Genomic DNA, 14,958 nt, shown 5'->3' with positions numbered 1-14,958 from the left:
TTAGCGTTCGCTTAAAGAATTTAAAAACCGCTGATTTATCAGCGGTTTTTTTGTCTATCGTTTGATTTTGAAGCTTGAACCCCAAACGACAGACAATAAAAAAGGCCAACCTAAGTTGACCTTTCATTCAATTTAAACGGTGATGTCTAAATTAAGCTTTTGCTTCAGCTGCTGCTTTAGCAATAGCTGCAAAGCTTTTCGCGTCTAGAGCTGCGCCGCCAACTAGAGCACCGTCGATGTCTGGTTGTGCGAAGTAAGCTGCTGCATTTTCTGGCTTAACAGAACCGCCGTATTGGATAACAACTTTCTTAGCAACATCTTCAGATTTCTCAGCGATGTGTGCACGGATTTGAGCGTGGATGCGTTGTGCATCTTCAGCTGTAGCTGCTTTACCAGTACCGATAGCCCAGATTGGTTCGTAAGCGATGATAGCGCCTTCAAGAGCTTCAACACCTTGAGTGTTGATAACAGCGTCAAGTTGACGTGCACATACAGCAACAGTTTCGCCTGCTTCGTTTTGTGCTTCAGATTCACCGATACAAAGAACTGGAGTTAGGCCGTTCTCTTTTAGGAATGCGAATTTCTTAGCAACGAATTCGTCGGACTCAGCGTGGTATTCACGACGCTCAGAGTGACCGATGATGATGTGAGATGCGCCGAACTCTTTAAGCATTGCTGGAGACATGTCGCCAGTGAATGCACCGCTGTTGTTTAGGTCAGAGTTTTGAGCACCTAGGATGATCGCGCTGCCCGCTTCAGTAAGCGTACGCTCTGCAAGATCAACAAAAAGTGCTGGTGGAGCAACTGCTACGTCTACACCTGTTACGCCTTCAAGTTCAGCGTTAAGACCGTTTAGTAGATCAACAACCATTTCTTTGCTGCCGTTTAGTTTCCAGTTACCCATAACTACAGGATGACGCATAAGAATATCTCCAAAGTATTTAAATAAATCGAATGTAAAAAAGTAAACTTTATTACGAAATAATATAACAGAATAATATCAACAGATCATGACTGTGGTCATGACTTTCTTGGATCTTACTCAATGGTCAGAGTAGATTTTGAGCACATATCAGTGATCCGGCAGACAGAATAACAGCTAACTTCTCGGATTTTTCATCGTTAGTTGTTATTAAGGGACAAACGATTGCGTTAACAATAGGAAGTAATAATGCCGAATCTAGTTCTAGAGTACTCAAATTCAGTGGATGAGCGAGTGAATATCCAAGGTTTACTGGAAGACCTTCATCAAGTTACATTAAACTGTGGTTTGTTTGATGTACCTTCTGTGAAGTCTCGTTCACTGCGCTGTCATAACTGGTTGGTCGGTGATGAAGAGGACAATGTGGATTTTGTTCATATCAGCTTCGAGTTACTTGCAGGGCGTACCGAAGAACAGAAAAGAGAATTGTCGCGTTTGTTGATGCAAACCCTACAAGAACAGGCAAGCCATGTCCGAAGCCTAACGGTCAACATACGAGATATGGATAAAAGTTGCTTTCAGAAAGTGATTAATTAGCTAAAAAGAATCAACTAACTAAAAGTGATTAACTGACTATTTGCTGCTAACTTTTTGGTAGCGTATTAATTTTTTGAGTATTTAAGATGTCGATGAAAGATTTACTGCTCTCTTTCAAGGGGAGAATTGGTCGTAAGACTTACTGGATTTGGAATATTTTCTACTATATAGCGATTACGGGTTTTGCTTCCGGTATCTCTGTTTTGTTTCCTACGTACTCTTACATCCTACTACCAATCTTTCTACTGCTGCTGGTTATTCCAGATCTTGCAGTCACGGCTAAGCGCTGGCACGACCGTAACAAGTCGAACTACTGGCTATTGCTAAATGTGCCGCTCGTGTTAGGGCGCCTTGCTTCACCAATAGCAGCGACCACGACAGAGTCGGTATCGCTTATTCATATGGCGGCAACGGTTGCTGCATTAGTGTGTGGCTTATGGATTCTGATTGAATGTGGTTTATTGAAAGGCACAGAAGGTCGTAACGATTACGGTGAAGACCCAGTATAAAAATTGGGTGATTCATCATTAAAAAGGGAACATGCGTTCCCTTCTTTGTTTTAAGACAGCTTACTTGTCTGCTTTTAACTCATATACGATTTAATACATTTTGGGTTCTATATTGGGTCTAAAAGGTACGACATTTTCAGTCTGAGACTCTTCAAAGCCGCAACGACCTTGTAGCGCGTCTTGGAACTTACACACTTGGCAGCTTAATTCTTGCATCAACACTACATTAGTATGATGCGGGTTTTTACAATGGCTAACCACTAAATCGATGTGGCTCTGTTGGGCACGAAGCCTGTCTTGCATGTTTTCTGATGCTGAACATATCATCTGTTCGCACATCTCATGCTTGAATTGATTGAATGCTTTCGGATCGCTTTTCGCGAGTTGGACAAGTTCATCAAAGGGGGGCAGTTTTTGATTTGGCTGTGGATGTCCCATCATTCCTTCCTTAGAATTAAGCATGTTTCATATGCTTTAAGCTTAAGAAAGAAATATGTGCAAATTTTGTTCTATTTTTGTTTTCTCAATATTGAGACGGAATTAGTAACTTGGCGTTAGAGTATAAGTACAACGACGTTCGCCAGTAATGATGTGCTCTGTTCGGCTCACATGACATTCATCTTTGAGTAATTCTTTGAAAACATTGAGTTCTGATTGGCACAGGCTAGGGCAGCGAATCGCAGCCTTACAGATAGGACAGTGGTTTTCGATCAAGATGTAGTGATCGCCTTGATCTTGAAGTTCAGCCATATACCCTTCTTCTTCTCGAAGTTGGGTTAGCTTTTCAAGTTTACTCATTAGGTTGTCGCAGCCAGATAGGGCAGTTTGGTATTGCTTTAACGTGTGTTGTTCACGTTCAGCAGCCACTTTAGCTAGCCCCTCTTTACCAAACAGATTCTCGACAGCATCTATCACTTGAATCGTGAGTTCACCGTGTCGATCTGCAAATTGACCATGACCTTGTTGAGTCAGTGACCAATGACGAGTTGGGCGACCTACTTTTACTTTGACGTCATGAAACGCAAGAATACCGTCATCTTCCAAACTTTGTAGGTGCTGTCGGGCACCCATTGTCGTCATGCCAAATTCTTCTGACAGTTGTTTCGCGGTTACCGCGCCTTGACGCTTAATGGTCTGCAAGATTTTGTCGCTTGTTTTCATACTATCTCTACCTAATGAACCTTACTATTATGAGGCAAGGTGTTTATAAAGCAAACCATTTACTATGGTGTAGGTGAAATGCACGGGTTATTGATGGCCAATAAAACAAAAGGCTGATACTTGGTATCAGCCTTCGCGTTTTCTGTTGAACCTAGTTTAGGTTTACAGGATGTGACCAATCACTTCTGGGTCTTTACGCTCTAGGTAGTGAATCGACTTGATGCGACGAATAGTACGACAGCGGCCACGGATAAGCAGTGTTTCTGTGGTTGCGATATTGCCTGTACGAGTGATGCCTTCTAGCAGGTCACCCTTAGTGATACCCGTTGCAGAGAACACAACGTTGTCGCTACGAGCCATGTCTTCTATCTTCAACACGATACCTGCTGTTACGCCCATCTCAGCACAACGCTCTAATTCAAGCTCACCGTGTTTGCGGTTTTCTTCTGTATCGCCTTTTACTTCATGACGAGGAAGCAGACGTGCGTGCATGTCGCCGTCGAGTGCGCGGATAACTGCAGCAGAAACGACACCTTCAGGCGCGCCGCCGATGCAGTACATTACGTCGACTTCGCTGTCTGGCATACACGTTAAGATAGAAGCAGCAACATCACCGTCTGGCACTGCGAATACACGAACGCCCATCGCCTGCATGTCGGCAATCACTTGCTCATGACGTGGTTTAGCAAGAGTGGTTACTACTAGTGTATCGAGTGTTTTACCTAGTGCTTTCGCAATGTTTTCTAGGTTTTTTGTTAGTGGCAGTTCTAGGTCAATCACGCCTTTTGCGCCAGGGCCAACAACCAATTTTTCCATGTACATGTCAGGCGCTTTAAGGAAGCTGCCTTTCTCGCCTGCAGCCAATACTGCCAATGCATTTGACTGGCCCATTGCTGTCATGCGTGTCCCTTCAATTGGGTCAACGGCGATATCTACAGCATCACCGCCAATACCGACGTTTTCGCCGATGTATAGCATAGGTGCGTCATCGATTTCACCTTCGCCAATAACGATCTCACCGCTAATTTCGGTTTTGTTCAGTAGGCTACGCATTACTTCTACAGCAGCGCCATCTGCAGCGTTTTTATCGCCGCGGCCAAGCCACTTGTAACCAGCTAGTGCTGCACCTTCAGTGACACGAGAGAATGACATTGCTAAATCGCGTTTCATGCGGACTCCAACATTTTCAAAGGGGGGAATAGAAATTTCGCGGCAAATTTTACCATATCCCAAAGGGAGCGTTTGCTTTTTTATTTTTTGGGGATTGCTCTTGATCAATTTGCAGGTGAAAACAGGCAATATTCATCAAAATAATCAGTCTGTTGTCGCGGTAGTAATAATTCACGTCAATATTCGGTAAAAAGCGCTGTTTTTTTCATCGAATGGCGCAAAATATCGAATATATAGAGTGTTTATCCTTGCTCTGCTGAGTAGAATGGGGAAATAAGTGGAGTAGACCTTCACCATCAAACGGATAACTTAAAGGTAGGCCAGAATGTCTTTTGAAGTACTAGAGCAGCTAGAAGCAAAAATTCAAACAGCAGTAGATACAATTGCACTTCTTCAAATGGAAGTGGAAGAGCTTAAAGAAGAGAAAGAAGCACTAGCAACAGAAGCTGGTGAGCTAAAAGCAAGCCGTCACGACCTAGAGCAAAAAACTCAGCAAATGCAGGAAGAGCACTCTGCATGGCAAGATCGCATCCGTAACCTTCTAGGTAAAATGGATGACGTAGAGTAATCAACTCTTCAGATTTTAAAAAACGCCCGCTACTCAGTAGCGGGCGTTTTTGTTGTGCGCCGAGCATGGCGTTGATCTAGGAGGTGAAAGTCCTCTACGGGCTCAGTCGAGCGAGAACCGTTAGCCTATGCAAGGGTGTTCACCGTGAGGTGAAATCTGAAGGAAGCAAATGGCAAAACTTGGTTGTGACGAACAGAAATCTGATAGTAGGCCATTACAACTTGGGCAACCTAGCCATAGATAGAATAGTCCAATGCCTCGACGGGAAGTGTGTAGTGGTAAATCAGGCACAGCCAAGGGAAAGAACAACGCCTTACCTCGGGAGATCTTATTGTTTGTCTCAATAGAGACTAATACAGCAGTGATGTTGTGTGATGGACAATAAGAAGTCAGCAGAAGGCATAGTACTTTGAGAATGTACAACTCAAAGGAAGGCCTGAACTGAATATATCAAGAAGCAGTCACTAGACACTCAATCATGTGGAGTCATAGCAAGATGAAACTCATCTCTACGTCCCAAAGGGCAATACCGCAAGTAAAGCTCATGGATACGAAGAATGACAAGCATGGTCGGCGTAGACAGGAGGGCGAGTCTTGGTGACCTCAACTTCGTTGATGGAGCAAATTTGCTCTTCAACCAATTTGAATCAAGCTCTTAGACGCGTGAAGAAGAACAAAGGGTGTGCAGGAGTCGACAAGCTCGACATCAACGCCACTATCTCAAGACTTCGACAGGCATCAAACGGGCAAGAGCTTCGCCAGATTCTTCTGGATGGAAGCTATCAACCTCAATCTGTTCTTGGTGTAGAAATCCCCAAAGCTAGTGGTGGCGTAAGGCAATTAGGTATCCCAACAGTCCTTGATAGGTTAGTCCAACAGGCAATCACATCAGTGCTGTCATGTATCTATGAGCCGAAGTTCTCCGACAATAGTTACGGGTTTAGACCCAACCGCAGTGCGCACCATGCATTGGCGGCCGCCAGTCGCTACATCCGAGAGGGTCGAGGTTATGTAGTAGATATAGACCTAGCAAAATACTTCGATACAGTGAATCACGATAGGCTAATGCACAGGCTGTCACAAGATATTGCTGATAAACGCGTGTTAAAGCTAATTAGGTCATACCTACAGGTAGGCATAATGCGGCATGGACTAGTTGAGCAGAGACAACGAGGCACACCCCAGGGTGGGCCATTATCTCCGCTACTATCAAATATTGTATTAGATGAACTGGATAAAGAGTTAGAGCGTAGAGGGCATAAGTTCTGTCGATATGCAGATGACTGTCAAATCTACGTGCGTAGTGAGGAAGCCGCTCATCGAGTCAAAGAGTCGATAACGGAGTTCTTGGAGCAGAAACTAAAGCTGACGGTAAACCGTAAGAAAAGTGCAGCAACGAGAGTGACAAAGCGAACTTACCTAAGCCATCGCTTCCAGATAGACGGAACAATCGGGATATCGAAGACGGCACAAGCTCAAATGAAGAAGCGAGTACGTCAGATAACGAAGCGAAATCGAGGACGAGAGTTACAGGTGATAATCACGGAGTTAACTCAATATCTAAGAGGATGGCAACACTACTTCAAGCTTACTGTTCGTAAAAGTGCAATGCAGCGCTTAGATGAATGGATACGGCGTAGACTAAGGTGCTACCGACTAAAGCAGCGCAAACGCAGACACAGCATAGCGACATGGTTACAGCGACAAGGTGTAACGGAGCGTAATGCGTGGAAGCTAGCGATGTCAGATAAGGGTTGGTGGCATCTAGCTTTAACGCCACAGGTTAATCACGCCATGCCAATAAAATGGTTCGAGGGGTTGGGGCTGTACTCATTAAGAGATGGGTACGAGTCACTGAAAGTATATTCGGAACCGCCGTATGCGACCCACGCTTGTACGGTGGTGTGAGAGGACGGAGGCTGCGAGGCCTCCTCCTACTCGATTGTTGTTCTAATTTGCACAGTGCTAATTTAAAAAGTACTAATTAAAAAATTGTTGGTTTGCGAATGTTAGCTTGGGTGTGACTCGTTCGAATCGTTACTCTGGCTCTTCTTCTTCAACATCTAAGTCAAGCTCAACATCTAAAGGCTCAGCAGAAAGAATGATGCCCGTGTTGTCTGCGTAGAGGTAATCTTCCGGTAAGAAGGTTACGCTGCCAAAGTTAACCGGTACGTCTAATTCGCCCACACCCTCTTGGCTCGCACCAACGGGAATAGAGGCCAAAGCCTGAATACCAAGGTTCATGTCTTCTAGTTCATCGACTTCGCGTACGCAGCCGTAAACCACAATACCTTCCCACTCGTTGTCTTCGGCAAGCAGTGCTATTTCAGCATCGATCAGCGCTTTTCTCAGTGAGCCGCCACCATCGATCAACAACACCCGCCCCAGGCCATCTTGTTCTAATACAGACCGAATTAATGCGTTGTCTTCAAAACATTTTATCGTCGAGATCTGTCCGGCGAATGACGCTCGTCCACCAAAATTACTGAACATTGGCTCCACGACATCAACTTGATCCAAATATATGTCGCACAGTGCTGAAGTGTTGTATTCCATTAGCATACCTTTTGAACAATGAGCTTACTTTGAGTATATCGATGCTTGATCCCTTTGCAATGATTAGTCTTAATTAACTCAATAGAGTTTGAGCTACGACAACCCCTGCAAACAGTAGATTAGTCACCAGTGAACATTTCACAATAACGGGCATCATTGGTGCAATCTGAGCCGGTTTCTCGGTTTCCCAAACGGCCTTGCCATGCTTGTACACAATAATAATGCTGAGTAAAAACGGCAGGCTAATCCAGACCGGTTTTTCTTGAATCAGTAGGTAGATGGCGAAAGACGCAAGCGCCAAACCGAGTAACGCGAAATGGTATTGCTTAGCTTTACGTTGCCCTAGGCGAACGGCCATGGTGCGTTTACCACATTCGCTATCGTTTTCAATATCACGCATATTGTTGATGTTGAGAACAGCTACGGCCATCAGTCCACAACCTAACGCTGGGAGGAACAAACTTGGTTCTACATGACCTGTGTGCAAGAAGTAAGTACCTGAAACCCCTAATAAGCCAAAGAAGATAAACACCGACAAGTCGCCAAGACCAATATAACCATAAGGCTTATTACCCACGGTATAGGCAATCGCAGCGACAATCGCTAAAACACCTAAAGCAATAAAAGATAATATGCTTTCGAGTGAACTCAGTGCATGAAAAATAAGAATCAACCCAGCGATTACCGTAAATACGATATTGAGAATGATTGCTTGTTTCATGGTTTGGGCGGTGACAGTGCCCGATTGCATGGCTCTCATCGGGCCTAGGCGTTTGTCGTTATCCGTGCCTTTAACAGCATCGCCATAGTCATTCGCTAAATTCGACAAAATCTGCAATAGCGTGGCAGTTAAAAATGCCAGCAGGGCTATCGACAAAGAAAATTGGTCGTTAGCGAAAGCTAAACTGCTTCCTGTAAGAATAGAGACAAGTGCGAGAGGCAGAGTTTTTGGTCGTGCGGCATCAAGCCAAATCAGTAGAGATTGTTTCATCGTATGTCTAATTCTTTGTAAGTCTTGGTTTCAAACTGTGTTTTGAGTATACGCCCATTTTTCGGGTAATAAAAAGCCCACTCGAAAGTGGGCCTTGAATTCGCTTACTAGCTGCTATTTCTTTGAGGCAGAGCAATAAGTTGGAGTTTCCTGTGCTACAGAATGAAGCGACTTAGGTCTTCGTCTTCTACTAGCTCACCAAGCTTAGATGTTACATAAGCTTCATCAATCACCAATTTGCTGCCTGCTCGGTCTGTTGCGTCGAATGAGATCTCATCCATTAGGCGCTCCATGACGGTGTGTAGACGACGCGCACCGATGTTTTCAGTGGTTTCGTTCACACGCCATGCTGCGTCAGCAATTTGGTTTATGCCATCTTCAGTGAACTCAATACCGACATCTTCTGTTTTCATAAGGGCAATGTACTGCTCTGTCAGTGATGCCTTTGGCTCAGTAAGAATACGTTTGAAGTCATGTGCAGAAAGTGCTTCCAGTTCAACACGGATTGGCAGACGACCTTGCAATTCAGGGATCAGGTCTGATGGCTTAGCCACTTGGAATGCACCTGAAGTGATAAACAATATGTGGTCAGTTTTAACCATACCGTGCTTAGTTGAAACTGTGCTGCCTTCGATAAGAGGAAGTAGGTCACGTTGAACACCTTCACGAGATACGTCTGGACCTGAGCTGTCGCCACGCTTACAGATTTTGTCGATCTCATCGATGAATACGATGCCGTTGTTTTCAGCGTTGAAGATCGCACTCTCTTTTAGCTCTTCCTGATTTACAAGCTTCGCAGCTTCTTCTTCAGTCAGTGCTTTGAATGCGTCTTTGATTTTCATCTTACGCTTTTTCTTGGTGTCGCCAGCTAGGTTTTGGAACATGCCTTGTAGCTGGTTAGTCATCTCTTCCATGCCAGGAGGTGACATGATTTCAACGCCCATTTGCGGCGCGGCTACATCAACTTCGATCTCTTTGTCGTCTAGCTTACCTTCGCGCAGTTTCTTGCGGAAAACCTGACGAGTGTTTGAAGAGGTTGTTTCTTCCGTCGATTGCTCGTTCTGACCCCAAGCATCGCGTGCTGGTGGTAGAAGAGCATCAAGAATGCGTTCTTCAGCTTGTTCTTCAGCGCGGTATTGTACTTTTTCCATCGCTTGCTGATGCGTCATCTTGATCGCAACGTCCGTTAGGTCACGGATGATGGTTTCAACTTCTTTACCTACGTAGCCCACTTCAGTGAACTTAGTCGCTTCTACCTTGATGAACGGCGCATTCGCCAGTTTCGCTAGGCGGCGAGCAATTTCAGTTTTACCCACACCAGTTGGACCGATCATCAGGATGTTCTTTGGTGATACTTCAACACGTAGGCTTTCTTCGAGCTGCATACGGCGCCAGCGGTTACGCAGCGCGATGGCTACTGAACGCTTAGCGTTGTCTTGGCCGATAATGTGGCGATTGAGTTCGTGAACGATTTCGCGAGGAGTCATCTCAGACATGGTTTTTCCTTAATTCTTTAATCACTGTTGAATACAACGTTATTGATGGAAGCGGTCGCTACTCTGGCTTTGGCAGTTCAACGGTGCTCTCTAGTTCTTCAATAGTGTGGTGATGGTTGGTGAATACGCAGATATCGCCAGCAATGTTCAGCGACTTTTCTGCAATTTCACGCGCATCTAAATCTGTATTTTCTAATAGTGCAGTAGCTGCTGCTTGAGCGAAGTTACCGCCTGAACCGATAGCAATCAGGTCGTTCTCTGGTTGAACTACGTCACCGTTACCAGTGATGATCAATGAAGCGGTTTCATCCGCTACTGCTAGTAGTGCTTCTAATTTACGTAGAGCACGATCGCTACGCCAATCCTTCGCCAACTCAACGGCAGCTTTGGTTAGGTGGCCTTGGTGCATTTGCAGTTTGCTTTCAAATTTTTCGAATAGCGTGAAAGCATCAGCCGTACCGCCAGCAAAACCAGCCAGTACTTTGTTGTTGTATAGGCGACGTACTTTACGGGCATTGCCCTTCATTACAGTATTGCCTAGAGATACTTGTCCATCACCCGCGATGACGACTTTATTATTACGACGTATAGATACAATGGTAGTCACGAGTAGGGCCTCTTAATATTTCTTATCCTTGGGTATAAAAAGTATATGAGGATGGCACTCGGATAATTCAAGGAAGGTCGAGCGATGTCGCGTAACTTATCGGCGGAAGTTGTAAGGAAATTTGGTTAAAGGGGAGGGGATAAAAGAAAACCTCCACAATGGGAGGCTTTCGGTGTTTGGTTTTCGGCCTTTGTTAAGATTAAGACTGAGACTATCGCAAAATCTAAAACTACTCGGTGTCTTTCCAAATAGCGCAAGGTTCGATTTTTGCTCGCTGTAGTTTGTGGCGATCACGCTCGGCGTCACGCTTAAACTTGTATGGACCTAGAACCACACGGTACCAGCTACTGCCGTCTTTCTTACGGATTTCACTCGAGATACCTTGGAAAGCAATATCCAATTTACGAGCATCTGCCTGGGAAGCGGTTTTGTAAGCGCCACACTGCATGATGTAAGGGATCTTCGAGATCTCTTGCTCTTTGGCCTTAACTTCAATCTCACGACTCGGCAGCGTTTCAACGTAGTCCCACTTCTCTTCTGGAGGAGGTGGAATCACTTTCGCTGGTTTTGGCTTAGGTTTCGGCTTGCTCACCTCTGGCACTGGTGTTGGCGGCTCAGGATCGTTACTCAGTAAGTAAAGTCCGTAACCAAAACCACCGGCAAGGAGGATCGCCAAAAGACCACTGCGCCAAGGTTTACGGCGAGGGGCTTGTTTCTTGGTCGGTTTTTTCGTGCCACGACCGCGCTTTACATAATCTCTATTAGCCACAAGACAATTCGATAGTTGATAGTTCTGTTCTCATGGTAATCCAGATTGCGCGAGGATAATAGTGTAGAAATGGAAGCGGCACATCAAAATGTGCCGCAGGTTTGTATGGGTATTTATCTTGTCTAAATTCGAGGTGGTGCTGTACTGCCTCGAACTATGAGTTTGGCTTCAAGTAGGCGAGAACCTGCTTGTACATCGTTACCTTTAAGTAGGTCGAGCATCATCAACATCGCTTGGCGTCCAATTTCGTAACGAGGTTGAGAAATCGTCGTTAGCGGTGGATCGCAGTATTGAGCGAATTGGATGTCATCGAAGCCAACAATCGATAAGTCTTGAGGAACACGTAAACCTAGCTTCTTCGCTTCTTGAATCGCACCAATTGCCATCGCATCGTTGTGACAGAAAATTGCAGTTGGTTGCTCTGGAAGTGCCAATAAGTGACGAACTGCTTGCGCGCCAGCTTCAAAGGTAAAGTCGCCCACTGTGCTGTAAGCTGGGTTCATTGATACTCCAGCGCGGCGCAGTGCTTGTTGGTAACCTTGTTGGCGGAACTTACACAGGGTAGCAGTCGTTGGCCCAGAGATTTGAGCAATGCGCTTATGACCTAATTGAGCTAGGTAGTTCACGGCTTCAAATGCAGAGGTTAGGTTGTCGATATGTACCGTTGGCAATTCAAGCTCGGGTGCAAATTCACACGCCATAACCATTGGCGGTAGATTCTTTTGTTCTGGCTTACTGACATCAAATGGATGATCAGTGCCTAACAGCAGCATGCCGTCAGCTTGTTTGGTGAACACCAAGTTAACGAATGATGATTCACGTTTCTTCTGCTGACCACTGTCGCCAAGCAGGACTAGGTAATCATTTTCTACTGCAGCATCTTCGATACCACGGATGATCTCAGCGAAATAAGGGTCACAGATATCAGGAACAATAGTGATGATGGTTTTTGATTCGTTGCGACGTAAGTTTCGAGCTAATGTATTGGGTGAGTATCCAGCTTCAAGTACTGCTGTCTCTACTCGTTTACGAGTCGAAACTGAGACTTTCTCAGGGTTCATCAATGCACGTGATACCGTTGCGGTTGAGACGCCTGCTAGCTGGGCAACATCCTTCATTGTCGCCATAAATTAAACCCTCTTTTAAGTTCCTTTGCTGCCTAAGTATCTAAGGCATGAATGATTAATACAATCGGATAGATATTGTGAAAGTGTTGCTAATACTTTTTTTATTGCAATATTTTATTCGTTTCATCCGTGTAAAGTTACGGCTAGATTAACAAAAATCACATGACTAGTGTGAAGTTGCTCACGAGAAATATGAAATATTTGTGAACAAACTTATCATTAGTTTTAACCCGAGTGGGTTTAGCTCAGATCTTGCGGCTCAATATCGAGTGACCAGCGGACTTTTTTCGCAGCGGGTAACATATTGATCGCAGGTTTAGCACTCATTAATAGCTTCTGCATTAATGAACGAGTCTGTGTTTGCAAGATCAGCTGCCAGCGAGATTTACCTGCTCGTTTTGCCAATGGTGCAGGGGTTGGGCCGAGCACCATACAATATTGGTCAAACAACGGATGTGATTCCAATGTGTAACGAACTTGACGCAAGAACTCTTCCACCAAGCGCGTATCGTTCGCTTCGGCTCTAAACAGAGTCATGAATGTATAAGGCGGCAACATCGTTTGTTTGCGTTCAGCCAGAGCCGTTTGGGCAAAGTGATTATAATTTTTGTGCAGAAGTGCTTGTAACAAGCCATGTTCTGGGTGGTGAGTCTGTAAGATAACCTCTCCTGGCTTACTGGCACGTCCTGCTCGACCTGCAACTTGAGTGAACAACTGAGCCAGTCTTTCAGAGGCACGGAAGTCACTACTATATAAAGAGGCATCAACGTCCAATAACGCTACAAGTGTCACGTCAGGGAAGTGGTGCCCTTTGGCAAGCATCTGTGTGCCGATCAGTATTTGGTATTCACCTTTACGAATCGACTCTAGCGCACTTTCTAAGCTGCCCTTACGGCGGGTGCTGTCGCGGTCAATACGAATGGTTTTGTATTCCGGGAACAGTTGACCAAGTTGTGTTTCAAGCTGCTCGGTGCCGACACCCACCGTCACTAAGTTCGCTGAACCACAGCCTTGGCAATTGTGCACGATATGCTGTTGCGAGCCGCAATGATGGCAGCGCATTTCATTACTGTATTGGTGATAGGTGTAGTAGGCATCACAGCGCTTACATTCGGCTGTCCAACCACAGTCGTGACACATCAATGCTGGGGAAAAACCACGGCGATTGAGGAACAACATCACTTGGTTGCCCGCTTTTAAGTGTCTTTGCATTTCTGCAATTAATGATGCAGATAAACCACTTTCTAGATATTCGCCCTTAACATCCAGCACTTTATTGGTGGTCGGCAGTGCGACACCAGCGCGTGAGGTCAGAGTTAGGTAGTTGTATTTACCTATCTGGGCATTGTGTAGCGTTTCAAAAGCCGGTGTTGCTGACCCAAGAACCACTGGGATCTGCGCCTTATGAGCACGCATGATCGCGACGTCACGAGCGTGGTAGCGCAGGCTATCTTGCTGTTTATAAGAGGCGTCATGCTCCTCATCAACAATGATAATACCCAAATCAGCAAACGGCGTGAACAGAGCCGAACGGGTGCCAATCACGATACCTGCAATCTTATCGCGGGCTGATAGCCATGCATTGAGTCGCTCAGAATCGTTTAATCCAGAGTGGATAACCTCAACAGGTACGTTGAAGCGCCGCTTAAAGCGGTTAATCGTTTGTGGAGTGAGACCAATCTCAGGTACCAAGACCAACGCTTGCTTGCCTTGGTCGAGAATCGGCTTGATCATATTCAGGTAGACCTCGGTCTTACCTGAACCAGTGACACCTTCTAGCAAGAAGCAACCAAAGTCGGTCTGGCTATTTACGGTCGCAATCGCGATGGCTTGCTCTGCATTGAGTTTAGGCTTGTCTTGGTCGTTTTCGAGTTCAATTGGCCATGGTTTGCGCTTCGGCTTTTTTTCTACCGACTCAATCCAGCCTTTTTCTTCTAATGTCTTCAGTACTGCGCTGCCCACCTCTTCATCAATGAACTCTTGATGAGGAACTGCGCCGTATTCAAGCATGTGCATTACTTTGGCTTGTTTGACCGCGCGACCAAAGCCTTGCATCAGTTGGTCTCTACCTGATGGGGTCAGTTGCCACTCGACAAGCGTTGCGAAGTCGGCAGCTTTGCCTTTTCGTAAAGCGCTAGGTAGGGCATTCACTAAGGTTTCACCCAGTGGATACTGATAGAACTGACTGCACCAGACCAAGAGTGAGTAGACCGATTCAGGCCAAACAGGTTGGTTGTCTAATAAGGTTTTGATCGGCTTGAGTTTGTCGAGCTCGAATTCAGATTCATTAACCAGAGCCGTCACGATACCAGTTAAGGTTTGTCGTCCAAAAGGCACAGAGACTCGCCCACCAATAATCGGAAATAGGTGGCTAGGAATCTTGTAATCGAACTGCTTGTCGAGTGGAACAGGCAGTGCCACACGGGCAATCATTGGACGCATAAAGGGACGGCTTTATCTGAGTTGACGAGAGCGAACAGTCTAA

General features: G+C 45.5%; 15 protein-coding genes. 4 read left to right on the top strand and 11 right to left on the bottom strand.

From position 1 onward, the window contains the following. Positions 1-151: 151 nt before the first annotated feature. On the bottom strand, positions 152-922 hold the full coding sequence (gene tpiA / locus ACMAZD_RS16290) for a triose-phosphate isomerase (protein WP_012604968.1): 771 nt from the start codon (positions 920-922) through the stop codon (positions 152-154). 249 nt (positions 923-1,171) lie between these two features. Here tpiA and ACMAZD_RS16285 point away from each other — a divergent pair, with 249 nt between their 5' ends. Then, positions 1,172-1,519, top strand: a complete 348-nt coding sequence (locus tag ACMAZD_RS16285; RefSeq protein WP_435247949.1) for a 5-carboxymethyl-2-hydroxymuconate Delta-isomerase — start codon at positions 1,172-1,174, stop codon at positions 1,517-1,519. A gap of 86 nt (positions 1,520-1,605) precedes the next feature. Next, complete coding sequence (locus ACMAZD_RS16280; RefSeq protein WP_435247948.1) at positions 1,606-2,028, top strand: DUF805 domain-containing protein; 423 nt, start codon at positions 1,606-1,608, stop codon at positions 2,026-2,028. A gap of 90 nt (positions 2,029-2,118) precedes the next feature. On the opposite strand, the gene ACMAZD_RS16275 is transcribed toward ACMAZD_RS16280, so the two are convergent. From ACMAZD_RS16275 to glpX, 3 genes are all read right to left on the bottom strand, one after another. Beyond that, positions 2,119-2,466 carry a DUF3135 domain-containing protein gene (locus ACMAZD_RS16275; protein WP_435249396.1) on the bottom strand — a complete coding sequence of 116 codons (348 nt, stop codon included), beginning with the start codon at positions 2,464-2,466 and terminating at the stop codon, positions 2,119-2,121. A gap of 102 nt (positions 2,467-2,568) precedes the next feature. Next, positions 2,569-3,189, bottom strand: a complete 621-nt coding sequence (locus ACMAZD_RS16270; protein WP_435247947.1) for a helix-turn-helix transcriptional regulator — start codon at positions 3,187-3,189, stop codon at positions 2,569-2,571. Between the two features lie 162 nt (positions 3,190-3,351). After that, positions 3,352-4,359 (bottom strand): class II fructose-bisphosphatase, encoded by a 1,008-nt coding sequence (glpX, locus tag ACMAZD_RS16265; RefSeq protein ID WP_435247946.1) that lies wholly within the window; start codon positions 4,357-4,359, stop codon positions 3,352-3,354. Positions 4,360-4,684: 325 nt separating this feature from the next. On the opposite strand from glpX, the gene zapB reads away from it, so the two are divergent. Both zapB and ltrA read left to right on the top strand, forming a co-directional pair. Then, positions 4,685-4,927: a cell division protein ZapB gene (zapB, locus tag ACMAZD_RS16260; RefSeq protein WP_017104626.1), complete on the top strand. Its 243-nt coding sequence runs from the start codon at positions 4,685-4,687 to the stop codon at positions 4,925-4,927. A 615-nt stretch (positions 4,928-5,542) separates the two neighbouring features. Continuing rightward, a complete protein-coding gene (gene ltrA, locus ACMAZD_RS16255) occupies positions 5,543-6,835 on the top strand; it encodes a group II intron reverse transcriptase/maturase (protein WP_435249395.1) in 1,293 nt (430 codons plus the stop codon). 129 nt (positions 6,836-6,964) lie between these two features. Here ltrA and rraA read toward each other — a convergent pair whose 3' ends face one another. From rraA to priA, 7 genes are all read right to left on the bottom strand, one after another. Continuing rightward, complete coding sequence (gene rraA, locus ACMAZD_RS16250; RefSeq protein ID WP_017108581.1) at positions 6,965-7,483, bottom strand: ribonuclease E activity regulator RraA; 519 nt, start codon at positions 7,481-7,483, stop codon at positions 6,965-6,967. Positions 7,484-7,556: 73 nt separating this feature from the next. Next, positions 7,557-8,474 carry a 1,4-dihydroxy-2-naphthoate polyprenyltransferase gene (locus ACMAZD_RS16245; RefSeq protein WP_435247945.1) on the bottom strand — a complete coding sequence of 306 codons (918 nt, stop codon included), beginning with the start codon at positions 8,472-8,474 and terminating at the stop codon, positions 7,557-7,559. 155 nt (positions 8,475-8,629) lie between these two features. Continuing rightward, positions 8,630-9,970 carry an HslU--HslV peptidase ATPase subunit gene (gene hslU / locus ACMAZD_RS16240; protein ID WP_435247944.1) on the bottom strand — a complete coding sequence of 447 codons (1,341 nt, stop codon included), beginning with the start codon at positions 9,968-9,970 and terminating at the stop codon, positions 8,630-8,632. Positions 9,971-10,028: 58 nt separating this feature from the next. Further along, complete coding sequence (gene hslV, locus ACMAZD_RS16235; protein WP_192889527.1) at positions 10,029-10,577, bottom strand: ATP-dependent protease subunit HslV; 549 nt, start codon at positions 10,575-10,577, stop codon at positions 10,029-10,031. Positions 10,578-10,806: 229 nt separating this feature from the next. Beyond that, positions 10,807-11,346, bottom strand: a complete 540-nt coding sequence (locus ACMAZD_RS16230; RefSeq protein ID WP_065104139.1) for an SPOR domain-containing protein — start codon at positions 11,344-11,346, stop codon at positions 10,807-10,809. Between the two features lie 122 nt (positions 11,347-11,468). Continuing rightward, positions 11,469-12,473, bottom strand: a complete 1,005-nt coding sequence (gene cytR / locus ACMAZD_RS16225) for a DNA-binding transcriptional regulator CytR (protein WP_435247943.1) — start codon at positions 12,471-12,473, stop codon at positions 11,469-11,471. Positions 12,474-12,713: 240 nt separating this feature from the next. After that, the gene (gene priA / locus ACMAZD_RS16220) at positions 12,714-14,915 is read right to left on the bottom strand and encodes a primosomal protein N' (RefSeq protein WP_435247942.1); all 2,202 of its coding nucleotides are present in this window, start codon (positions 14,913-14,915) and stop codon (positions 12,714-12,716) included. Positions 14,916-14,958: the final 43 nt, after the last annotated feature.

This window comes from Vibrio sp. nBUS_14 (genome assembly GCF_051201655.1).
GTDB lineage: Bacteria > Pseudomonadota > Gammaproteobacteria > Enterobacterales > Vibrionaceae > Vibrio.
This window is presented reverse-complemented; position numbering and strand designations above follow the sequence as displayed.